We start from the raw sequence: 22081 nt of genomic DNA, 5'->3' as shown, positions 1-22081 counted from the left end.
TTTGTTAGAAATAATTTAAGGGTTACGAGGTGCTGAAGGTGAACTTAACGGGGTTTTAAACGCAGGTTTAGGATTAAAAGGTTCCACCGTTGCGTTTTTAGGGCTGGCGGTTTCATCGGGGACTAAATACATCGATTCTACTTGTCCGCCTCCTTGAGGTAAAGCAATAAATCGTCCTTCATCAATCAAATAGGTGACGGTTTCACCTCGAATAGTGTTGCCTTCTTGCAAAACAAACACATTCCCACTCAGAACAATGCGACGTTCTCGACTAAAATATTGCGCTTGGGCGGCAGTGGCTTGAATACTGCGGGCGGGATAGTTAATCTGGACGTTACCCCGTGCGGTAACAATTCCCGTTTGAGCATCCGCTTCTTGAATATCAGACCGAACGGTCATCGCCCGTCCCACAGCGTTTTTAGCCGCAGGTACGGTTTGTGCATAGCTAGGGGAGGAACTCATCACGCTATCTGTGACCAAACTACTGATTAGAGCAAAGGGTAACAGCAGTGTGAACCCCAAGGGGAGAGTGATTGATTTTAACAGCTTGGCAATCAGCATTATGACCTTAAAAATCCTAAAACGGTAACTGGGTGATGCAATTGAGCAATCAACGGTTTTAATACGAACAATAAAAGTTTATTAAGTCTGTGTGCCTATTGTACTCGATTATTGAATGTTGACGGTTAGCGGTTGATTCCCCCTCTTCTCTCTCCGTTTCCCCTTCTCCCCCTTCTCCCCGTTTCCCCCTCTCCCCTCAGTCCTCTACGGAATATTAACTTTAGGAACTGTTTTATCCTCAGCTTGGAAATAAGGTTGTTCTTGAAAATTGAAAAGGGAACTGATCAAAATATTAGGAAAAGTTTGTAGAGATTGATTATAATTCTTGACAGCTTGGTTATAGCGTTGGCGTTCTGTGGCGATGCGATTTTCAGTTCCCGCTAGTTCATATTGAAGATTACTAAAGGTTTGAGAAGATTGCAGTTGGGGGTTAGTCGCTGCATATTGATTCAATTGTTGAATAACCGTACTGATTTGAGTGCTGGCTGCTATTTTTTCGGGGATAGAATTGGCTTTTAAATAAGATTCTCTGGATTGAATTAAAAGTTGAATAATTTCTTTTTCCTGTTTAGCTTGGGCGTTTGTAACTGCGACTAAATTAGGAATTAAATCGGCACGACGTTGCATTTGGTTTTCTACTTGCGCCCAGGAAGCATTAACATTTTGTTTGTGGCTGGCAAGAGAATTATAAATCAAAATACTCCAGAGTAGGATAACGCCAGCAATTCCCATCCCAACTTTTTGTAAAACTTTATTTTTTTCTTGAGATTGTTGCCGTTCAATCTCTTGTCGTTGATGTGTCTCCCGAACTTCTTGAATCGCTTTTTCAATCAATTCTGGGGGGATGGATACTTCTTTTCCAGCCTGTTGTAACGCTTCTACAGAATAACTATTATTGGATTCAGAATACAGTCGAGATGCAACTTCTAACACTTCAGATGCAATCTCTTCAGGAATTTTAGAATTTTCGGGATTGTTCATAGGAGTTTCTCTCCATCAATTTTAGCATTCAAACCCCTAAAATAGAATATTTTTATAGGGATTAAAAAGTGTTAATCTTTTTGAAAAAGGCTTTTTTTAAAGGGTAATAAGTATTATTTCCTCTGGACTAGCCTCAAAATAGATCGGATGCGGGTTTCCAGACATCCTACAAATCACCTATCATTTGATTAAAGTAGATTAGCCGGAACGTTTAGGACGTAGACAATGGTATCTCCCGAATCCTCATCAATGTCTTCTGATTCGACCTTAGAACCCATTACCACTTGGCACAGCTTCGCTGCTGAGAAAGCCCTTAAGGTACTCGATACAGATAGCGAAACAGGGTTAACCCCACAACAGGTGACTCAACGACAAGAACAATATGGTCTGAATGAATTAGAAGAAGGCGCGGGTCGCAGTCCCTTGGAGATTTTATGGGATCAGTTCACGAATATTATGCTCGTGATGCTGATTGCTGTCGCCATTGTATCTGCCTTTATCGATTTACGAAAGGGGGCTTTTCCCAAGGACGCCGTTGCCATTTTTGCGATTGTGATTTTGAATGGGATGTTGGGCTATTTCCAAGAAAGCCGTGCAGAACAAGCCTTAGCTGCCCTAAAACGGATGTCTTCACCCAAAGTTAGGGTGATGCGGGACGGTAAGCTGTTGGAAGTTTCAGCGAAAGAATTGGTTCCAGGGGATATTATGTTTCTCGAAGCGGGGGTGCAAATTCCGGCGGATGGTCGCTTAATTGAAGCTCAGAATTTGCAAGTCCGAGAAGCCGCCTTAACGGGAGAAGCGGAAGGGGTGATTAAAAAACCCAGTGTGGAATTACCCGAAGATGCACCGTTAGGCGATCGCATTAATATGGTATTCATGGGGACGGAAGTTGTCCAGGGACGGGGAGAAGTCATTGTCACCAATACCGGAATGACGACGGAACTGGGACGCATTGCGGAAATGATTCAGGGAGTCGAAAGTGAACCCACTCCCCTCCAGCAACGGATGTCTCAGTTAGGAAATGTGTTGGTTAGTGGGTCTTTAGCCTTAGTCGCCTTGGTGGTGATTGGTGGCGTGATTAGAACGGGCAGTTTTAGTAGTTTAGAAGATTTATTAGAAGTTTCGCTGAGTATGGCGGTGGCCGTTGTTCCCGAAGGTTTACCGGCGGTGGTAACGGTGACTTTAGCCATTGGAACCCAACGCATGGTACGACGCCATGCCTTAATTCGTAAACTCCCGGCGGTGGAAACCCTGGGTTCTGTTACCACTATTTGTTCGGATAAAACCGGAACTCTCACCCAAAATAAAATGGTGGTACAATCAGTTTATACCTTAAATGAAGTGTTTCAAGTCACCGGAGAAGGGTATGCTCCCGTTGGGGAATTACGATTGATCACCTCTGATGAAAATAGCACCCTCTCTCCTGCTGCTGAAGTTTTACAACCTATTTTAACAGCCTGTGTTTTATGTAATGATGCTCAATTACAACAAGATAAAAATCAATGGATTATTTTAGGAGATCCCACAGAAGGAGCGTTATTATCGTTAGCGGGAAAAGTCGGTTTATTTAGAGAAACTCATAATCAACAAAACCCCCGTATTGCTGAAATTCCTTTCTCTTCAGAACGCAAGCGCATGAGTGTGATTTGTCAATCTGATGATGAATTTTCGATGTTTACAAAAGGATCACCGGAGTTGATTTTAGCTCAATGTGATGCTGTTTTGGTGGGGAATACAACGGTTTCTTTAACTGAAGTTGACCGCCAACGAATTCTCGACCAAAATAATGAAATGGCCGGAAAAGGATTACGAGTTTTAGGATTTGCCACTCGATCTTTAACAACATTACCTGAAGAAGGCACTGAAGAAGCCGCCGAACAGGAATTAGTTTGGTTAGGATTAGTGGGAATGTTAGATGCGCCCCGTCCTGAAGTTCGAGAAGCGGTTAAACGGTGTCGAGAAGCCGGAATTCGTCCAGTGATGATTACCGGAGATCATCAATTAACGGCGAAAGTCATTGCTCAAGATTTAGGGATTGCTTCCCCTGATGATTTAAGTTTAACAGGTCAAGAATTACAGAAACTTTCTCAAACAGAATTAGAACAAGAAGTTGAACAAGTCAGTGTTTACGCCAGGGTTTCTCCTGAACATAAACTTCGCATTGTTCAAGCCTTGCAAAAGAATGGTGAATTTGTAGCCATGACCGGGGATGGAGTCAATGATGCTCCCGCCTTAAAACAAGCCGATATTGGCATTGCGATGGGAATTACCGGAACCGATGTTAGTAAAGAAGCCAGTGATATGATTTTGCTGGATGATAACTTTGCCACCATTGTTGCCGCCACAGAAGAAGGACGAGTGGTTTATAGTAATATTCGCCGTTTTGTTAAATATATTCTCGGTAGTAATATTGGGGAAGTTTTAGTAATTGCCTCTTCTCCGATTTTAGGTTTAGGGGGTGTTCCTTTATCGCCATTACAAATTTTATGGATGAACCTTGTCACGGATGGTTTACCTGCTTTAGCCTTAGCGATGGAGCCCGCCGAACCTGCGGTGATGCAACGTCCTCCTAATGATCCCCGTGAAAGTATTTTTGCGCGAGGATTAGGATTATATATGGTGAGAATTGGGATTATTTTTGCCATTTTAACGATTGTTTTAATGGTTTGGGCTTACGATCATACTAAAATCGCGGGTAATCCTGAACGTTGGAAAACAATGGTGTTTACAACCTTATGTTTAGCCCAAATGGGTCATGCTATAGCAGTACGTTCTGATAACCAATTAACAATACAAATGAATCCCGCAACCAATCCTTATCTTTGGGCTGCGGTTTTATTAACTACCGTTCTTCAGTTACTATTAATTTATGTTCCGCCCTTACAAAGTTTCTTTGGAACTCACCCGTTAACGTTCACTGAATTGTTAATCTGTTTAGGTTTTAGTGCCTTAATGTTTATCTGGATTGAAATGGAAAAACTGGTTCAAAGATGGTTTTTCCAACGTCGTCAAACCCCCAGTTTGTAAAGGATAACTCTTAATTGAAACCCCAAGATAACGATTATAAACTCGGTTTTTGGGTCTGGTGACATTGACGTTTGACAGGGTTAGTGGTAGCGTTGCACTCAACAACCTACGGCTAACCCTATCCTTTTTAAAACGGTCTTTGTTGTGTTTGGGTTTCGTCCCTGAACCTAACTTCCGAGTGGGTGTTGTGAGTTTCACTCAACAGTATTGCCAATTGACCCCATTCGCCATAGAATCAGGACGAGAACCCAGGGTGCTGGAAATGGGGAAATAATTAATCAGGAATATAGCCAAAAACACTTATGAGTTACCTAAATTTAATTTCTTTTTTGGGAATCTTTGGCTTATGCTTTATAGCTTGGTTATTCTCAGAAAATAAACGAGTCATCCCTTGGCGAACAATGGGTTTAGGGATTGGCTTACAATTGGTTTTAGCCTTTTTCGTATTTCTTTTCCCACCCACCAGAACGGCTTTAGAATGGTTTAGTAGCCTCCTCGATAGCTTATTTACAGCCGCAGATACAGGGGCTAGATTTGTTTTTGGGAAAAATATTGTCCCCATTCCTGGGCAAACCCCCGATGTAAATTTAGGTTATATTTTTGCATTTAGAGCTTTACCAACCGTTATTTTCTTCTCTGGCTTAATGGCACTGTTATATAACTTAGGTGTGATTCAAGTTGTTACCAATATTTTTGCTAAGTTATTCTATAAAACGATGCGTTTAAGTGGGGCAGAAGCCTTAAGCGGTGCAGCCAATATCTTTGTCGGAATTGAAGCCGCCATTGTGGTTAAACCCTACTTAGAAAAGATGACCCGTTCTGAACTGTGTGCGATTCTAAGTTGTTGTTTTGGAACGGCTGCTTCATCAACCTTAGCCATTTATGTCAGTTTCTTAAGACCCGTTTTTCCGAATATTTTAGGGCATTTAGTGTCCGCGTCTATCATGGCGATTCCAGCCTGTTTTGTGATTTCTAAAATCTTAGTTCCTGAAACCGACAAACCCTTAACATTAGGAAAATTACCCGAAGAAAAGAAAGAAGAAAACTTAATTACCCACGAAGACGGAGAACCCCATTTAGAAACCGTTGGCGGTGAACTGATGGAGCGAGTTAGCCCCCTAGACTCAGCCATTATTGGAGCCTTAGATGGGGTGAAAATGTCCGTAGCCATTGCTGCGGTTTTGATCTTAATTTTAGGATTAGTTTCTTTAGTGAATCAATTTTCAGCCTGGTTAGGTTTATTACCAAGTCCGGTGGGAGATGTTTTTAAAGTTTTAACGTTAGCGAATATTTTGGGATTTATATTTTATCCCTTAACAATTTTAACAGGAGTTCCCTTTGAAGATTCTTGGACAGCTTCAGTCATTATTGGTCGTCGGTTATTAGAAACAGCAATTCCTCCCTATCAAGCCTTAGCAGAAGCCGCCAAAGAAGGATTAATTACTCCTAGAACCGTGTTAATTGTTAGTTATGCTTTATCAGGTTTTGCCCATGTAGCTTCGGTGGGAATTTTCGTGGGGGGAATGGTCGGTTTAGTTCCTTCTCGGCGAAAAGATATTTCCGAATTAGGGTGGAAAGCTTTATTTGCTGGAACATTAGCTACGATGATGATTGCTTGTTTAGCCGGATTCTATGATAATGGGAATCCAAGTATTATGGGTGAACCTGCGACAACCCCGGCCGTTAGCACCCCTGCGGCTCCTAATACAACGGTTTCACCCACGCCAACCCCTGCGCCGACGGTAACTCCAACCCCTAAACCTTCTCCTTCCCCTAAAGCGACAACAGCACCCTCTGAAAAGCCTAAATCTTAGGTCAAGAGAGAGTAGCAGCTGACTGAATTATGGGCGGGATGACCCCGCCCCTACAAACCCCCAATTGCGATTTTCTGAGTTTCGATACACCCGATTAGATTTTTCATGACCAATATTATTCTGACTCTTAGTATTGTTGTTCTGGCTTTAATTGCCTTTATTTTTGAGTGGCTTCCCGTTGATTTAACAGCCCTCACCGTTACCGTTGTATTAATGATTTTGAAGCTCGTTACACCGGATGAAGGCATATCTGGGTTTGGTAACTCTGCCACAATTACGGTGATGGCAATGTTTATTTTAAGTGCTGGAATTACTAAAACAGGAGTTGTACAAACCGTTCGAGATGGGTTAGTGAAATGGGGCGGAAAAACCGCTAACCAACAAATTTTCGTTATGGGATTAATTGTTGGCCCCATTACGGCATTTATTAATAACACCGCAGTAGTTGCGATTTTCTTACCCATTATTGAAGATTGGTGTCGCAAACAAAAAATTTCCCCCTCTAAATTATTAATTCCTCTTTCCTATGTAACCGTTTTAGGGGGAATGATTACCGTCATTGGAACCTCAACCAACGTTTTAGCCAGTGGTATTTCTAAACAACTTGGATATGGGGAATTTCAGTTATTTCAGTTTACGGTATTAGGCATTGTCACCTTTATTATCGGTTTAATTTATTTAGCTATTATTGCTCCTCGGCTCTTACCTGACCGTAAACCCCCCAATTTTGAGGTTCTTGAACAGGAATATGGGTTAAAAGATTATGTCAGTGAACTCGTGATTACTCCTCGTTCTAGTTTGGTGGGACAAACCGTTAACGAAAGTGAAATTCAACGCAAATTTGATTTAGATGTACTTGAATTAATTCAAAATAAAATGCGCTTTCCCCAACCTTTGGGGGATAAAGTGTTAAATGCAGGAGATATTTTAATTGTTCGCAGTAGTCGAGAAGATTTACTCAAAATTCGCGATGAGAGAGGTTTAGAACTGCTTCCTGATGTTAAGTTTAAAGAGGAATCCTTAGAAACAGTATTGAGTTCAGGAGAAGAAAAAATAGCCGAAGTTTTAATTTTATCTAATTCTCGATTAATTGGAACAACTTTAAAAGATTTAAGATTTCGTCAACGCTATAACGCAACGGTTTTAGCCATTCGTCGTGGTTCAGAATTAGTTCAAGGACGATTAGGGAAAGTTCCCTTAAGATTTGGGGATTTGTTATTACTTCAAGGCCCTAAACAAAGCTTTATTGGGTTACAAACCACACGGGAACTATTAGTTTTAGAAGAACGAGATGTAGAAAACCTAAGACAAGATAAAGCTTGGGTCGCACTGGCAATTATTTTAGGCGTTATTGTTCTCGCTGCTTTTAATATTATGCCAATTTTGGTTAGTGCTTTAGCAGGTGTGATTTTAATGGTGATTACAGGATGTATTAAACCCGGAGAAATCTATGGTGCTGTCCGTTGGGATGTCATCTTTTTATTAGCAGGATTAATTCCATTAGGAATTGCAATGGATAAATCCGGTGCAACTCAATGGTTAGCTGATACATTGGTCGGTTTTGGCGGTCATTTATCCGGTTATTGGATTTTATTATTCTTCTATATTGCCACATCAATTCTGACAGAAATTCTCTCGAATAATGCAACGGTTGTTTTAATGATTCCGATTGCGGTAAAAGTTGCTATAACATTAGGCTTAAATCCCTTTGCCTTTATGTATGCTGTTACCTTTGCCGCTTCTAATAGTTATATGACCCCCATTGGTTATCAAACGAATACAATGGTTTACAGCCCTGGAGGATATAAATTTTTCGACTTTACCCGTGTTGGAGCTCCTTTGAATTTAATCCTAACTATTGTCACCCCATTATTAATTGTTTGGTTATATGGATTATCCCCCATCAAATAGTAGAGAAGAAGCGGTAGTTCACCAATACTAAACCCCGGGTTAATTCTAATTTTTGCTATACTATTGAACAGCCATTGTCACTAATTCTTGGAGCTTTTGATCGAGCATTTCTGCAACTCTCAAAATTTTCGGATTCTCAAATCTACCTAATAGAGATGAAGGTTGATCATAGGTAATATAAGTTTTGCCATTATATTCATCATACACAAACAATCGCAGGGGAACGTAAAGACCGACTGCCGGGTCTTCTTCAAACATTTGATTCGCAATCAGGGGATTACCAATTATATAAAGTTTAGCTTGTTTAAATTTGCCACATAAGGAAAGCACTTTACCAGATTCAAGGTGTGTAAAAATCATTAAATCATGTTTACCCACCATTGATTTAACTGCATTTTCTACTTCTGTAAAAGAGGCATTTGCATCTATCAACTTTTGAAAAATCAGATTATTAGCTTTACCAACCATTGACTCTATAGCCGTGGTGACTTGGGCAAAGGATTTTTCTGAAGACACTTTTATGTGGTTTACGGTGAAATTAATAGTTTCCATATCTGTTAATTTCGGCTTTTACAAATATTTTAAATATCTAATTTTTAAACCCCTAGCCAATAGCAAGGGGTTTAATATTTTTTTTCAGACCTGAATTAGCTTATAATCCAGCTAGATATTTTGATAAAGACTCAATTGAGGGGTAATCATAGGTTATGGTTGGATCAATAGAACCTCCCAACCAGTTCTCTAAATCGCTAGTTAATCCAATAGTCGCTGAGGAATCCAAGCCATAGCGGTCAAAAGAAGCTTTAACATCAACTTCATTGGGATCAATTTCCAGAAGTTGGGCTATATAAGAAACCAACCAAGCTTGAATAGCAGATTGGTTCTTGTGGGTTTCAACAGCGATTTCTTGATTTTGAATTGCCATGATAATTTTTTCCTGAATGGGTCTGGGATAAAAATTTTGCTCACCAAAAATGGGAGCAATGGATTGGGTCGTTAAAAGTCCCTTCCCTAAATTATAAACCTAAATTTCTGGGTTTTTTTCTGGGTTTTTATGAGTGAACATTAAATTTCTAAAACAAGAAAATTAGGTTCATAATTAAGACAGTAGACGAGATAGATTTTAGTATCCTGCTATGTTGCCTTTCTAGCTGCTAAAAAAGCTTTTTTAGCTTTGATAGTATCGGCTTTAGGAATCTTGACATCCCAAATTAAACCCAGCTTTTCTAAAATGAGGACAACCCAGCCCCCGATATCAACTTGCCACCAGTCGAAACCAAAAATGGCTGATTGCGGAAAAGCATGGTGACTATTGTGCCATCCTTCACCCAAGGAAGGAAGAGCCAGCCAGAGATTGTTCCGGCTGTGATCAGGGGTATTAAAGGAGCGACCGCCAAGGACGTGACAAAAAGAGTTGACGCCATTGATGAGGTTATTGACAAAGAACATCCGCACCAGTCCTCCCCAAAGAAAGCCTTGAAAAGCTCCCAGCCATGAGTTTGTCAAAACACCGCCTAGGATAGCAGGAATGACCAGTCCTAAAATCACCCACAGCCAATAATATCGGCTCGCTGTTGTTAGGGCTTTGTCCCGCAGTAAGTCTGGAACATAGTGGATGGTATTGGGGTGTTCTCTGTTGGTCGCTAACCAGCCATCATGAGCGTGCCAAAAGCCTTTGATCTGATCCGTAACTCCTTCTCCAAAAAGATGGGGAGAATGAGGATCTCCGGGTTGATCGGCATATTCATGATGACGACGATGGGCGGCTACTGCCAACAGCAAGGGGCCAGGGGCTGCCATAGAACCTAGAATTGCTAAGGTCACTCTAACAACGACATTAGCTTTAAACGCATTATGGCTAAAAAGGCGATGCCAACCCACAGTAAAGCCAATTTGAGTTAAGAACCACAAACTGATAAACAGCCCTAAGTCCACCCAAGTCATAGGAATTCCGAACAATAGTAAAACAATGGCGGTGATGAATCCCAAAAAAGGTACAACTTCAAACAAGATGAAGTGTATGGTTTGAGGAACTCTCAGGTGAGGGGCTGTGACGGTTTTTTGTCTTTTGTCTGGATTAACAAGAGGCTCTGTAATCATTGGATCAGCTAGGTTTATGATTGCGGTTAATCATTGCTTTTCTGGGTTTAATGCTCAACTTGAAGGCTAGTTGCAGGCTTCATTACAACTCACCTTTCTTTTTTTAGCGGCGATCGCTTCGGCTGTAGGCATTTTCAAGTCCCAAACCAAACCTAGCTTTTCCAGTAGTCGAATCACGAAGCCACCGACATCGATTTGCCACCAGTGGAAACCATGAATAGCCGCATAAGGAAAAGCATGGTGGTTGTTGTGCCATTCTCCACAGGTGAACAAGGCAACCCAGAGGTTATTGCGGCTATAGTCGTCAGTCTCAAAGGGACGATTTCCTAAGAGATGGGCCAGAGAGCCAACCGTCCAAAAACCTAAATGGTGTTGAAGGAAGATACGGAGAAAGCCGCCCCATAATGTTCCGGTCAACGCCCCCATCCAAGTTCCGGTGATTACTCCACCAATAACACCAGGAATCGCTACTCCCAAAAATAGCCACAAATAATAAAGTTGGCTAATTCTGTTCAGCATGGGATCTCGCACCATGTCTTTAGCAAAGACAAAGGTGTTCGTGAGTTCATGATTGAATGTCCAACCGACATGAGAATGCCATACACCTTCTAAAAAGCCCAATTTTTGCTCTTCTTTAACAAAGGGAGAATGGGGATCTCCGGGGGTATCGCTGTATTTGTGGTGACGGCGATGGGTGGCTACCCAATAATTGAGGGGGCCTTCTGCGGCCATAGAACCCAGGACAGCCAGGATAATTCTCACCGTCTGATTAGCCCCGAAGGCGCAGTGGGCAAAGTGTCTATGCAGCCCTACTGTTACGCCAATCGCTGTTAAAAAATACATAATTAGCAATAGCCAGATATCTACGGCACTAACACCGATCTGAAAAGCCAGGACTACTGCTGCTACAGATCCGCTTAAGGGAATGATGAGATTGCTGATGCCGTGAATTTCTTGTTGTCTTTTCAGGCGATCGCTTTTAATTGTGATTGCTTGCATTGTTGGCTCAACCTACATAAGTTTTGTAGTCGGGACTTTAATCCTGAGCTAGGGTAATTGTTTTCGCCTCTATCATCTTGGCGGTGGGCAGATTTACATCCCAAGCCCAGCCTAATTTTTCCAAGATCCAAATTACTGCATAACCAATATCAATTTGCCACCCTTTCAAACCGATAGCAGCAGAGCTTTCAAACGCATGGTGATTGTTTTGCCAAGACTCGCCAAACGTTGGGATAGCCACCCAAGGGTTATTCTTGCTTTGATCGCCTGTCTTAAAACCACGAGTCCCATAAACATGAGAGACGGAATTAACGCTCAATATGATGTTATCTACAATAAACAGGCGCACAACACCACCCCAAAGAAAGCCTTGCAATGCTCCTATTAGGGACAAATGAAGTAGTCCGCCGATCATAGTAGGAATCGCTAGACCCAGAAGCACCCAAACTAGATACAATCGGCTAATTTTGGATATGCTTTGATCTCGCAGGAGTTCAGGGGCATAATAGGTTGGATTAGGATAATCATGATCAATCAGCCAGCCAACATGGGAATGCCATAATCCCTTGAGAGTTCCGAGAAATCCCTGACCGTGAAGATTAGGGGAATGGGGATCACCGGGTAGATCACTGCACTCATGATGGCGACGATGAACGGCTACCCAGGAAATTAAGGGCCCTTGGGCAGCTACAGAACCCAATATGGCGAATATCACCCGAATGCTCTGGTGAGTTTTAAAAGCACGATGGGTATAGTAGCGATGAAAACCGACACTCACCCCGGTCATGGTCAAAGCCCACATCACAATCAGCATTCCGATCTCGATTGGCCCAATGGGTAGCCACAAAAGAGAAATGATCGCCACAATTGTTCCTAAAAAGGGAATGAAATTGTACCACCAAAAATGTTTATATTGCAGTCCTTTAATGTAGTCATTGCTAATAACCTTTGTCTTCTGATTGGGTATGGCAGTATCGAAATGTGTTGTCATTCTCTGAACTCCTAATAGATGACGCAATACAAAAATTTGGCAGTGAAAAAATCCGGATTCAGTCAAGTTTACTAGAAATTGCTGGCATCTATTGTTAAATTTTCTGACTGTTTGTTAACCTTCAACTTTTCTGCAATCATCCCGGCTGTGGGGGTTTTGAGATCCCAAGCTAAACCTACTTTTTGGAGAGCCAGAATCACCCCACCGCCAATATCAATTTGCCACCATTTCAGACCTAACAAGGCTGAGTGTGGAAAAGCATGATGATTGTTATGCCAAGCTTCTCCAAAGTTGGCTAGAGATAGCCAGAATGTGTTGTGGCTTTGCTCTTCGGTATCAAAGGGGCGTTGTCCATAATAGTGAGCAATGGAGTTAATCGTCCAAAAGGCATGATTAACCCAAAAGATTCGCACCAATCCCCCCCAGAGAAATCCTTGTAAAATGCCTATCCAAGTTCCCGTGAGAAGTCCGTCTACAATTGCCGGAATGGCTAAACCCAGGATAACCCAAGTCAGATAGAAACGATTGACTTTGGTAATTATTGGATCTCTGAGCAAGTCTTTAGCAAAAACAACCGTATTGGTAACGTCACTGTTCAACATCCAAGCAACTTGACCATGCCACAATCCCCGCAGAGTTGCCCATTTTTCTCCTTTGTATATTAAGGGGGAGTGGGGATCCCCTGGGCGATCGCTATACTTATGATGCCGACGGTGAATACTTGCCCATTGAATAACAGGCCCTTGAGCGGACATACATCCTAATATTGCTAACAGGATTCTAATGACTGTATTTGTCTTAAAAGCACCGTGAGCAAAATGTCGATGAAAACCCACTGTTATTCCCAGCATTGTCAAGGTATACATGACCAGAAATAGTCCAATGTCTACTGAACTGATCCCAAACTTAAAAGTTGTATAAATGGCTATTAATAACCCAAAAAAAGGAATCAAGATAGTAGCAAAGGCGTAACGCTGTTGCAGGGATTTAAGATAATCATTTTCTAGGGTGATCTTGGGGCTTATATTGGGTGTTGGGCTATCCACGGGTATAGACATTGATCTTTCCTCAATTTACCTAGGTTTAAATAGCAGGGGAAAATTTAAAACTCAAGGAATTTATAACTCCGATTTTCCAATCTTTCCCCCGACAATATTGAGAGTTTCGCACAGAAACTTTTCTTTGCAAATACGCCGTTGAATTTTGCCACTGGAAGTTTTAGGAATACTCCCCGTTTTAATCAGTACCGTGCCATAAGCCTGGATTTCATGTTGCTGCATGATGGCTTCGCCGATTTCTGCTACGACCTCTTTGACATTCAGATGTCGTAAATGTGTCCGTTCGACTTCAGCTACTATGACTAACTGCTCTGTATTATCTTTTTCTATTGCAAAAGCTGCACAACAATTGCCTCGCAACGCTGGATGGCTGGTTTCTACTGTTATTTCAATATCTTGGGGGTAATAATTGCGACCTCTAATAATAATCATATCTTTCATCCGTCCCGTGATGAATAGCTCACCCTCTCGCAAAAATCCTAGATCTCCAGTGCGGAGAAACGGCCCATGATGAGGATCTGCTAGATAAGCTCCAAAGGCTTGTTCTGAAAGTTCCGGTTGGTTCCAATAGCCTTGGGCAACACTTTCACCCGATACCCAGATTTCCCCGACTTGACCTGAATGACATTGCTGAAAAGATTCGGGTTCAACGATGACAATTTTGGTATCTAGCCAACCTCGTCCACATCCAACGAGATGTCTAACATTTTCAACGTCTTTAGATGCTTCTGTCACCCCATTTTGCTCTAATGCGTCGGCTGCAACGGTGCAGTAAATGGGTTCTTCTTGAACCAGTCCCCCTGAAATCATTAAGGTAGATTCAGCCATCCCATAGCAGGGATAAAAACTCTTAGCCGGGAAACCACAAGGGGCAAATTTAGCAATAAAACGCTCTAAAGTTTCTCTCCGCACGGGTTCAGAACCACTGTAAGCACTTTCCCAGCTACTGAGGTCGAAGGTTTCAAGTTGTTCATTGGTAATCTTCTGAACGCAAAGATCGTAGGCAAAATTAGGCCCGCCGCAGTGGGTTGCTTTGTAGTTTGTAATTGCCTGTAGCCATCGCCAAGGGTGTTGGATAAAACTTTCGGGTTTCATCAATACGCCCATAAATCCGGTGTACAAAGGCTGAATAATTCCATCAATTAGACCCATATCATGAAAACTGGGTAGCCAGCTAACCGATATACTGTCTTGTGTCAGTTGAAAGGCTTGTTTGATATACTGCGAATTGTGGAGTAAATTACCATGAGTTACCATTACTCCTTTTGGTGTTCCTGTCGATCCAGATGTGTATTGGAGAAAAGCTAAAGAATCTATTGTTGTTGTTGATTTCTCCCAATTTGAAGCTAGATCAATACTAATTTCATCGCTAACTATTAAAGGTAAAGTTGCTAATTCGGGATAATGAGTTAGTTGTGATTTGAGTTTGCTGAATAGAGATGTTGTAGTTAGTGCTAATGTTGCTTGTGAATCTGATTTGATTGTTAAAAGCCGAGTTGCTGGTCTGTTGGGTCGAGGAGGATTAACAGGAACTGCGATCGCATCAGCATATAAACATCCAAAAAAAGCACTAATAAATTCTAAACCGGGTGGATATAATAATAATACTCTTTCGCCCCGATTAATTTTCTGACCCAGTTGATAGGCAATTGCTCTGGCTTTTTGATCCAATTCTTGATAGGTTAATTGATCTGATTCTTGTTCTCCATTTGGAAGAAACTTAAATGCTATTTGGTTAGGTTGAGCAACGGCCTGATCCCGTAGTATTTCTACTAAAGTTAAATCCCTTTTTTCTATTTTCCCCATTATTAATACTCAAAAGCTATATACAGCACATCTACGACATACTACCATTGTTACAATGCCTAAGTGAAGTACCACTGTCAACGTTTCACTAATGGCAGTGGGTACTCCTGCTTCATAGACAAACGCCTCGCCCCCTACTCCCCAAAACCCAGATCACTAAAATACTTCTAAATCTGAAAACCGCCCCATTTTTTGAGCCTGTGCAGCTTCACCACAAGTCGGAGGTGTGGGAAACATCTTACCTGGATTTGCCAAACCTTGAGGATTAAAAGCTAGGCGCGGCCATTGCATGGTATCTAAATCAATATGATTAAACATTTCCGGCATCAAACATTTTTTATCAGCACCAATACCATGTTCTCCAGAAATACTTCCACCCACTCTCACACAAAGTTTTAGAATTTCGCCACTTAATTCTTCAACCTGTTTAAAAGCACCAGGAACGGAATGATCATAAAGAATGACTGGATGTAAGTTGCCATCACCCGCATGAAGGGCATTAGCAATACGATACCCATATTGATTTCCTAAAGCTGAAATTTCCTTAAGAACAGCGACTAATTGAGTCCGAGGGATCACTCCATCTTGAAGAAAATAATGACTTTGATAACCTAATGCAATTAGGGCTGTTTTACGTCCTTGCCAAAGTTTGATTCGCCTTTGTTCGTCACTAGCAATGATTACATTTCTGGCTCCGTTTTGTTGGCAAATTTTAGCAACCTGCTGTTTACTGCTTTCAACTTCTACTGCTAAACCATCAACCTCTATCAACAAAACTGCCTCAGCATCTCTAGGATAACATCCGGTATTAATAACATCTTCAATCGCTTTAATCGTAGTCCCATCCATTAATTCCATTGCCGCCGGAATTATTCCAGCACTAATAATATGAGTAACCGTATCACCTGCGGCTTCAATAGTGGTAAAGTCTGCTAGAACAGTACCAATGGCTTCAGGTGTTTTAATAATGCGTAAAGTAATTTCTGTGGCAATACCTAGAGTGCCTTCTGAACCGATAAATAAACCCGTGAGATCATAACCGGGCATTTCTGAAATGATTCCCCCAACATCAACTACAGAACCGTCAGGAATTACCAATTTTAATCCCAAGACATGATTCGTTGTTACTCCATATTTCAAGCAATGAATACCCCCCGCATTCTCCGCAATGTTACCCCCAATTGTACAAACCGTTTGACTGGAAGGATCTGGTGCATAATAAAAACCTTTACCACTAATGGCTTGAGTCACCCAATTATTGATCACACCAGCTTGCACAATAATTCGCTGATTTTCTAGGTCAACTTTTAAGATTTTGTTCATTAAGGTGGTGACAATTAAAACACAATCTTCAACGGGTAGTGCACCTCCAGATAAACCTGTTCCCGCACCCCGCGTCACCCAAGGAATTTGGTTTTCATAACAGATTTTTACTACCTCTGCTACTTGTTCAGTAGTGCGGGGTAGTACCACTAATGCGGGACGTTGACGATAGCTTGTTAAACTATCACATTCATAGGTGAGCAATTCTTCCTGACGTTGGACAACTCCTTTTTTACCCACAACCGCCTCAAATTTTGGGGCAATTTTTTGCCATTGAGACACGCCATGGCTCTTCTGTACTTGTAGAGGAGAGGCGATATTCTGATTAATCATTTTGTCGATCACGCTAAAATAAAAAACGATATCCCTCGATTAAACATACCATGACGGCTAAAGTAGAAATTTACACTTGGACTTATTGCCCTTTTTGCCCTAGAGCCAAAGCCTTACTTAAGAAGAAAGGGGTTGAATTTACTGAATACTCTATTGATGGGGATGAAGACGCTAGAGCTAAGATGGCAGAACGAGCTAATGGCAGACGGAGTGTTCCTCAAATTTTCATCAATGATCAACATATTGGTGGTTTTGACGATATTTCCGCATTAGATAAGCAGGGAAAACTGGACGAACTTTTACAATAACAGTATTCAAAGCCCACGTCTTTCAAGCGTGGGATGTAGAATACCTGCCTTAATGGTCAAGTTCTTGCTTGACCAGTTCTTGAATATCTTGGGTAATAATTGAGCGAATATCAGTACCTTGATCATACATTTTTAACCACTTTTGTGCAGTATTTCCTTCCTGTAAAATTGTTTGTATAGGTAAGAGAAAATGCTCAAAGCCTTGCTGTTTTACGAAGGGCAAAACATCATTATAAATTTCATTAATCCAATGTCGAGCTAGAATTTTTCTACCGTCTTGCCAATGTCTTAACTCAGCTTCTAAACTAGATACTTTGACGGCGGCTTCATTCGCTTTTGTTAAATCAATTAAGTCTTGTTTCCGGGTTGTTGCTGGTAATTGACTCATTTCTAAAGGGTCAATTCTCGGATCATTAATCAATTGCAAAAGCCGCGCTTCTAACAAAGCGGTAATAGCCAGAAGAGAATGAGGATCTGTCACTAAATCACAAATTCTGAGTTCTAGCCGATTAAGATCATAAGGTCGGCGATCGCCATTGGGTCGAACATTATCCCAATGATGACGAACATTAAACATTGTTCCTGTGGCTAAATGTCCTTCTACCCATTCAATATATTCGGCCTGATTTTCAAATAGGGGAATATGATATTGAGAATGGGGTAAAATGTGCCAGCGTGTAGAGTGATAACCCGTAATTTGATTATCCAGAAATGGAGAGGAAGCACTTAAGGCTAAATATAAGGGTGCTTCCATTTTAATCAGCCGACAAGCTCGGATCAGCAGTTCTGGATCACTAAAACCAATGTTGATATGAACACTAGCAGTAACCACATTAGTTCCGTGGTTGCGCTCAATATATTCTAAATAAGGATTTGTATCTCCTGAACGATAAAAGCGATCGCTTCCTCCTAATGATAATGTACTTCCAGGAATTAGGGTATATTCTCCCAAGGTTTGGAGATATTTTCTGAGTTGAATTCGCGGTAATATTAATTGACTTAAAAGCTGGTTATAGCTGGCAAGAGGTTCAGTTGTATATTCTATATGGCGCTCGTCTGTTTCTTGCATAAACCTATCCACTTTGCCGATAATTTTTTCAGCCAAAGGAATCGGATCACCTTGGGGAGTACCCAGAAATATTTCTAATTCAAAGCCTTTCGTTAATAGCATAATATTTAATCCAAGTTAATGGTTTTAATTCCACTTTTTCCAGGAATTTTGGCAATTAGTAAATTAATGGCATTGACTACCGGATCTAAATAAGCCTGGGTTAAAGTCGGATAAGGCTGAGGTTGGTTTTTGCCAATACCAAATTCTAATTTTTCCTCTTTTTCGGGTAGATATAAAGTCCCAAACATCCAGTCCCAAATTCCCAAAAACTCCCCGTAGTTCTTGTTAATGTGTTGGGGTGCTATGCTGTGATGAATTTGGTGTAGAACTGGACTTATAAAAATATGGTTCCCTATCTTTCCATAATCAAGCCAGATGTGAGAATGGGCAAGATTACCACCTGCCATATAATATAGAGCGACCAAAAAATTCAGACCAAATAGAGTTATAACATGGATTTTACCAAAAAATAGATAAATTAGTATCCCTTGTAAAGGAGCGCTGATGGCTGTAGTAATCAGCTTTTTATTAAGTTCATATAAGGGGTGAGAACGATATAAACTAATGGGGGTCAAGACTTCACTGGAATGATGTAGACTGTGAAATTGCCACAGGATAGGATTTTGGTGATGCCAAGCATGGTTAAGGTAAGATGCAAAGTCAAAAACTGCAACAAATAAGAGGGTAAAAATCACGAGCGATCCCAAGTTTTCGGTTGTGAATCCGCCAAAATAACCAAAGGTTGCTTGCAGCCAATTATTGACTAGAGATGCTACTAATGATGTTTCAAACCACGCTAAACGCAAATTACCAGGAGCGAGAATATTATTGATGATAAAGATTTGATAATCTAGCAGGGCTGAAGGATGAAAGTAGATTTCTTTGGGGAAGCAAAAACTAAGAAATCCTTTAAAGTTAAGATCAGACTTAGGTTGCGATCGCCAATAAACCAGTCCAGCCAATAACAGAGAAGTTAATAAATATAGCCAATAAAGGCGACGGCTACCATTAAGGTGATGGAAGATTTGACTGCGAAAATATTCAAGAATTTGACCTAGTAATCTTTCTAGGTCTGCTACCCAAGTTGTTAATTCTGGTGTCATGGAATGTTTAGAAACAGAGAGTAGGGGGTGCTGAAATTTGCTAATTTTTATTACTGATTTAGCATTGGAGCCGAGACAAAAATATTTAGTCTGAGTCAACAGTAATTTCTTGAATGGCTGCTTTCTGAGAACCTTGAGCAGATTTAGCTAAATATATCCCAGCCAACACGGCAAAAAACGCTACCCAGTTGAGGATAGTGAGTTTTTCGGAAAATATTACCCAGGCTAATATGGCAGTAATAATTGGATCAAGCAACAGAAACAAAGATACAAAACCTGATGAAAACTTTTTCAGGTTATGGAACATAATCACCGTCGCTAGAACTTGACAGAAAAGTGCGAGGGAAATTACGGCTAACCATCCATTCACGGAAATGGGAAAAATTTGATCATCAAAAATCAAAGTTATGGGTAACAGCCAAAGAGTTCTGAACAAACAACTCCATAATATGATAGTTGTTGCCGAAAACTTAGCTCGTAGTTTTTCTGCACAGAGAGCATTGCCCGCATAAAATACAGATGAAAGTAAAGCGATCGCATCTCCTCTAAAATGAGTGCTCGTTAAGTTAAAATCTTCAAAACCAATAGTTAACGCACCGACTGAAGCTAAAATCAAACCCATAATAAATTTGCTGTCAAACCTGTGTTTTAAAAATAGCCAACCGCCTAAAGTGGCAAAGAATGGGGTGAAATTATGCAATAAATTGGAATTAGCGATATTGGTTTGAGTTAAAGACCAAGCCCAAGCCGTTAAATTAGCCGCACCAAAACCCGCAGCTAGTACAAATAATCCTATATCCTGAAGAGTCCAAGACTCCTGGGGTTTAGGGGGTTTCTGGGATACTTTACTACTGATAATTGTGATGATCTCCCAAACCCCAAGGATGACAGTAGAAATCAAAAACCGATTAAAGACTGTAGCATTAGGACTAATTTCTTGTTCGCTGACTCTGATAAATATTGGTGCTAGAGACAACATAAATACTGCTAGGGGAATTAACAGTAAAGTGTTCAGAGTTGGTTTTGTTTCAGTTTGTACTTCTGGAACATTGACTGTGATAGTCATAATTTATTAAGGAATGTTGATTGAACGGCAAGTATATACTTGGTGATGCTCAGACTACATATTGCAAGTTATTCTACAATATACCTGATTAAGCTTGATTCTATAATAGAAGATTAAGTATTTTAACTGACGAGGGGGTTTGGGGGAGCGATAAGTCCCACACTGAATTTCACACTCACCAAAAGATAACCACCAAATCAGTGTGGGTTACATGGACTCCCCCAAGTTAATTTTAAGCGGTGAATCCCGACAAAATTAACAATAATATGTTAGATTATATCTAATAGTTTTGAAAGCGATAATGTTTCAAGGGTATAAGTTCCGAATCTATCCAACGATTGAACATCAGATTGTCTTAGCCAAAAGCTTTGGCTGTTGTCGTTGGTATTGGAATTATGCCCTGAATTTGTGTCAAGAAACTTATAAACAAACAGGAAAAGGGTTATCAAGAAAAGCGATTCAAGGATTATTACCTCAACTGAAGAAGGAATATCCTTGGTTAAAAGATGCCTATTCTCAATGTTTACAAGTTGTCGCTCTTAATTTATCTACCGCTTACAAAAACTTCTTTGAAAAACGGGCTAGATTACCTCAATTCAAATCCAAACACGGTAGACAATCAATCAGTTATCCTCAAAATGTTACCTTTGAAGGGGATTATCTGAAATTACCCGGCAAGATTGGGTTGATTTATTGTCGTCGCCACCGAGAATTTGAGGGGACAATTAAAACCGTTACTATCTCAAAGAATCGTGACGGGAAATACTACGCATCCATCTTGGTTGATGATGGCAAGGAAATACCTAATTCATCAACTAATGGAAAAGCGATTGGGATTGATTTAGGATTAACCCATTTTGCAATTACCAGTGATGGTGATAAATATAGTAACCTCAAACACTTTGCCAAACATCAACACAACTTAAAACGAAAACAACAAAAATTATCTCGTAAACAAAAAGGGAGTAATAGTAGACAAAAGGCCCGATTAAAAGTTGCTAAACTCCACGCTAAAATCGCTCGTTGCCGAGAAGATTTTCTGCACAAGCTATCCCGCAAGATAGTTAACGAAAACGTAGAGACGTGCCATGGCACGTCTGTACTTGCTGTAGAAGATCTGGCAGTTAAGAATCTGGTCAGAAACCCTAAATTAGCTAAGGCAATTAGTGATTGTGGTTGGGGAATGTTCTGTACAATGTTGAAGTACAAAGCCGAAAAAGAAGGGAAAACCTATATCGAAATTGATCGGTTTTTCCCTTCTTCTAAAACTTGTAATGTCTGCCTTAATCAAGTGGGTAGTTTACCCCTTGATATTAGAAGTTGGACTTGTGAAAATTGCCAAACTCTCCATGATCGAGATATAAATGCTTCAATTAATATCAAAAATGAAGCCTTGCGGATTCTGTCGTTAGGAACTAGCGACACTGCCAATCTGAGGGGATGTAAGTCATCTGGTAAAACTTTTGTTCTATCAGATGCTATCCCCGTCGAAGTTGGAAGCCCGTACAGACGTGCCATGGCACGTCTCTACTCGTAGAGAAGTGTGGGTAGTTCACGAGGCATCGCTCCAATATTGCTAGAAGTGGTAA

At 40.8% G+C, this 22081-nt stretch carries 18 protein-coding genes; 5 read left to right on the top strand and 13 right to left on the bottom strand.

Features of this window, described 5'->3' with window-relative positions; translation table 11 throughout:
- Positions 1 to 15: 15 nt before the first annotated feature.
- Together PL9214_RS21115 and PL9214_RS21110 are read right to left on the bottom strand one after the other, a co-directional pair.
- A complete protein-coding gene (locus tag PL9214_RS21115) occupies positions 16 to 561 on the bottom strand; it encodes an LptA/OstA family protein (protein ID WP_072720711.1) in 546 nt (181 codons plus the stop codon).
- A gap of 204 nt (positions 562 to 765) precedes the next feature.
- Positions 766 to 1542 (bottom strand): LemA family protein, encoded by a 777-nt coding sequence (locus tag PL9214_RS21110; protein ID WP_072720710.1) that lies wholly within the window; start codon positions 1540 to 1542, stop codon positions 766 to 768.
- A 225-nt stretch (positions 1543 to 1767) separates the two neighbouring features.
- Here PL9214_RS21110 and PL9214_RS21105 point away from each other — a divergent pair, with 225 nt between their 5' ends.
- The 3 genes from PL9214_RS21105 (at position 1768) to PL9214_RS21095 (ending at position 8294) form a co-directional block, all read left to right on the top strand.
- Positions 1768 to 4569: a cation-translocating P-type ATPase gene (locus PL9214_RS21105; protein ID WP_072720709.1), complete on the top strand. Its 2802-nt coding sequence runs from the start codon at positions 1768 to 1770 to the stop codon at positions 4567 to 4569.
- A 302-nt stretch (positions 4570 to 4871) separates the two neighbouring features.
- A complete protein-coding gene (locus PL9214_RS21100; RefSeq protein WP_072720708.1) occupies positions 4872 to 6383 on the top strand; it encodes a NupC/NupG family nucleoside CNT transporter in 1512 nt (503 codons plus the stop codon).
- Positions 6384 to 6488: 105 nt separating this feature from the next.
- Entirely contained in the window at positions 6489 to 8294 is a 1806-nt protein-coding gene (locus PL9214_RS21095; protein WP_072720707.1) for an SLC13 family permease, read from the top strand.
- 60 nt (positions 8295 to 8354) lie between these two features.
- On the opposite strand, the gene PL9214_RS21090 is transcribed toward PL9214_RS21095, so the two are convergent.
- From PL9214_RS21090 to PL9214_RS21055, 8 genes are all read right to left on the bottom strand, one after another.
- The gene (locus tag PL9214_RS21090) at positions 8355 to 8846 is read right to left on the bottom strand and encodes a DUF302 domain-containing protein (RefSeq protein WP_072720706.1); all 492 of its coding nucleotides are present in this window, start codon (positions 8844 to 8846) and stop codon (positions 8355 to 8357) included.
- A gap of 100 nt (positions 8847 to 8946) precedes the next feature.
- Positions 8947 to 9219, bottom strand: a complete 273-nt coding sequence (locus PL9214_RS21085; RefSeq protein WP_072720705.1) for an acyl carrier protein — start codon at positions 9217 to 9219, stop codon at positions 8947 to 8949.
- 209 nt (positions 9220 to 9428) lie between these two features.
- Positions 9429 to 10394, bottom strand: coding sequence for an acyl-CoA desaturase (locus PL9214_RS21080; RefSeq protein WP_072720704.1), 966 nt, complete (start codon positions 10392 to 10394; stop codon positions 9429 to 9431).
- 66 nt (positions 10395 to 10460) lie between these two features.
- Positions 10461 to 11393, bottom strand: coding sequence for an acyl-CoA desaturase (locus PL9214_RS21075; RefSeq protein WP_072720703.1), 933 nt, complete (start codon positions 11391 to 11393; stop codon positions 10461 to 10463).
- A 37-nt stretch (positions 11394 to 11430) separates the two neighbouring features.
- A complete protein-coding gene (locus PL9214_RS21070) occupies positions 11431 to 12384 on the bottom strand; it encodes an acyl-CoA desaturase (RefSeq protein WP_072720702.1) in 954 nt (317 codons plus the stop codon).
- A gap of 71 nt (positions 12385 to 12455) precedes the next feature.
- Entirely contained in the window at positions 12456 to 13442 is a 987-nt protein-coding gene (locus PL9214_RS21065; RefSeq protein WP_072720701.1) for an acyl-CoA desaturase, read from the bottom strand.
- 60 nt (positions 13443 to 13502) lie between these two features.
- Positions 13503 to 15248: a fatty acyl-AMP ligase gene (locus tag PL9214_RS21060; protein WP_072720700.1), complete on the bottom strand. Its 1746-nt coding sequence runs from the start codon at positions 15246 to 15248 to the stop codon at positions 13503 to 13505.
- Between the two features lie 156 nt (positions 15249 to 15404).
- Entirely contained in the window at positions 15405 to 16904 is a 1500-nt protein-coding gene (locus PL9214_RS21055; protein WP_072720699.1) for an FAD-linked oxidase C-terminal domain-containing protein, read from the bottom strand.
- A 50-nt stretch (positions 16905 to 16954) separates the two neighbouring features.
- On the opposite strand from PL9214_RS21055, the gene grxC reads away from it, so the two are divergent.
- Complete coding sequence (gene grxC, locus PL9214_RS21050) at positions 16955 to 17212, top strand: glutaredoxin 3 (protein WP_072720698.1); 258 nt, start codon at positions 16955 to 16957, stop codon at positions 17210 to 17212.
- 49 nt (positions 17213 to 17261) lie between these two features.
- Here grxC and gshA read toward each other — a convergent pair whose 3' ends face one another.
- The 3 genes from gshA to PL9214_RS21035 all read right to left on the bottom strand — a co-directional run bounded on the left by gshA (position 17262) and on the right by PL9214_RS21035 (position 20492).
- A complete protein-coding gene (gshA, locus tag PL9214_RS21045) occupies positions 17262 to 18383 on the bottom strand; it encodes a glutamate--cysteine ligase (protein ID WP_072720697.1) in 1122 nt (373 codons plus the stop codon).
- A gap of 5 nt (positions 18384 to 18388) precedes the next feature.
- Positions 18389 to 19426, bottom strand: coding sequence for a sterol desaturase family protein (locus PL9214_RS21040; protein ID WP_072720696.1), 1038 nt, complete (start codon positions 19424 to 19426; stop codon positions 18389 to 18391).
- Positions 19427 to 19511: 85 nt separating this feature from the next.
- Positions 19512 to 20492, bottom strand: coding sequence for a DMT family transporter (locus tag PL9214_RS21035; RefSeq protein WP_072720695.1), 981 nt, complete (start codon positions 20490 to 20492; stop codon positions 19512 to 19514).
- A gap of 301 nt (positions 20493 to 20793) precedes the next feature.
- Here PL9214_RS21035 and PL9214_RS21030 point away from each other — a divergent pair, with 301 nt between their 5' ends.
- The gene (locus tag PL9214_RS21030) at positions 20794 to 22029 is read left to right on the top strand and encodes an RNA-guided endonuclease InsQ/TnpB family protein (RefSeq protein WP_072720694.1); all 1236 of its coding nucleotides are present in this window, start codon (positions 20794 to 20796) and stop codon (positions 22027 to 22029) included.
- Positions 22030 to 22081 lie beyond the last annotated feature (52 nt).

Source organism: Planktothrix tepida PCC 9214, from assembly GCF_900009145.1.
Taxonomy (GTDB): domain Bacteria; phylum Cyanobacteriota; class Cyanobacteriia; order Cyanobacteriales; family Microcoleaceae; genus Planktothrix; species Planktothrix tepida.
This window is presented reverse-complemented; position numbering and strand designations above follow the sequence as displayed.

Coding starts and splice junctions, on each gene's coding strand:
- PL9214_RS21080 (WP_072720704.1), bottom strand. CDS start 10,394: ATGATTACAGAGCCTCTTGTTAATCCAGACAAAAGACAAAAAACCGTC.
- gshA (WP_072720697.1), bottom strand. CDS start 18,383: ATGCTATTAACGAAAGGCTTTGAATTAGAAATATTTCTGGGTACTCCC.
- PL9214_RS21090 (WP_072720706.1), bottom strand. CDS start 8,846: ATGGAAACTATTAATTTCACCGTAAACCACATAAAAGTGTCTTCAGAA.
- PL9214_RS21105 (WP_072720709.1), top strand. CDS start 1,768: ATGGTATCTCCCGAATCCTCATCAATGTCTTCTGATTCGACCTTAGAA.
- PL9214_RS21055 (WP_072720699.1), bottom strand. CDS start 16,904: ATGATTAATCAGAATATCGCCTCTCCTCTACAAGTACAGAAGAGCCAT.
- PL9214_RS21095 (WP_072720707.1), top strand. CDS start 6,489: ATGACCAATATTATTCTGACTCTTAGTATTGTTGTTCTGGCTTTAATT.
- PL9214_RS21060 (WP_072720700.1), bottom strand. CDS start 15,248: ATGGGGAAAATAGAAAAAAGGGATTTAACTTTAGTAGAAATACTACGG.
- PL9214_RS21030 (WP_072720694.1), top strand. CDS start 20,794: ATGTTTCAAGGGTATAAGTTCCGAATCTATCCAACGATTGAACATCAG.
- PL9214_RS21115 (WP_072720711.1), bottom strand. CDS start 561: ATGCTGATTGCCAAGCTGTTAAAATCAATCACTCTCCCCTTGGGGTTC.
- PL9214_RS21110 (WP_072720710.1), bottom strand. CDS start 1,542: ATGAACAATCCCGAAAATTCTAAAATTCCTGAAGAGATTGCATCTGAA.
- PL9214_RS21085 (WP_072720705.1), bottom strand. CDS start 9,219: ATGGCAATTCAAAATCAAGAAATCGCTGTTGAAACCCACAAGAACCAA.
- PL9214_RS21100 (WP_072720708.1), top strand. CDS start 4,872: ATGAGTTACCTAAATTTAATTTCTTTTTTGGGAATCTTTGGCTTATGC.
- grxC (WP_072720698.1), top strand. CDS start 16,955: ATGACGGCTAAAGTAGAAATTTACACTTGGACTTATTGCCCTTTTTGC.
- PL9214_RS21070 (WP_072720702.1), bottom strand. CDS start 12,384: ATGACAACACATTTCGATACTGCCATACCCAATCAGAAGACAAAGGTT.
- PL9214_RS21065 (WP_072720701.1), bottom strand. CDS start 13,442: ATGTCTATACCCGTGGATAGCCCAACACCCAATATAAGCCCCAAGATC.
- PL9214_RS21075 (WP_072720703.1), bottom strand. CDS start 11,393: ATGCAAGCAATCACAATTAAAAGCGATCGCCTGAAAAGACAACAAGAA.
- PL9214_RS21040 (WP_072720696.1), bottom strand. CDS start 19,426: ATGACACCAGAATTAACAACTTGGGTAGCAGACCTAGAAAGATTACTA.
- PL9214_RS21035 (WP_072720695.1), bottom strand. CDS start 20,492: ATGACTATCACAGTCAATGTTCCAGAAGTACAAACTGAAACAAAACCA.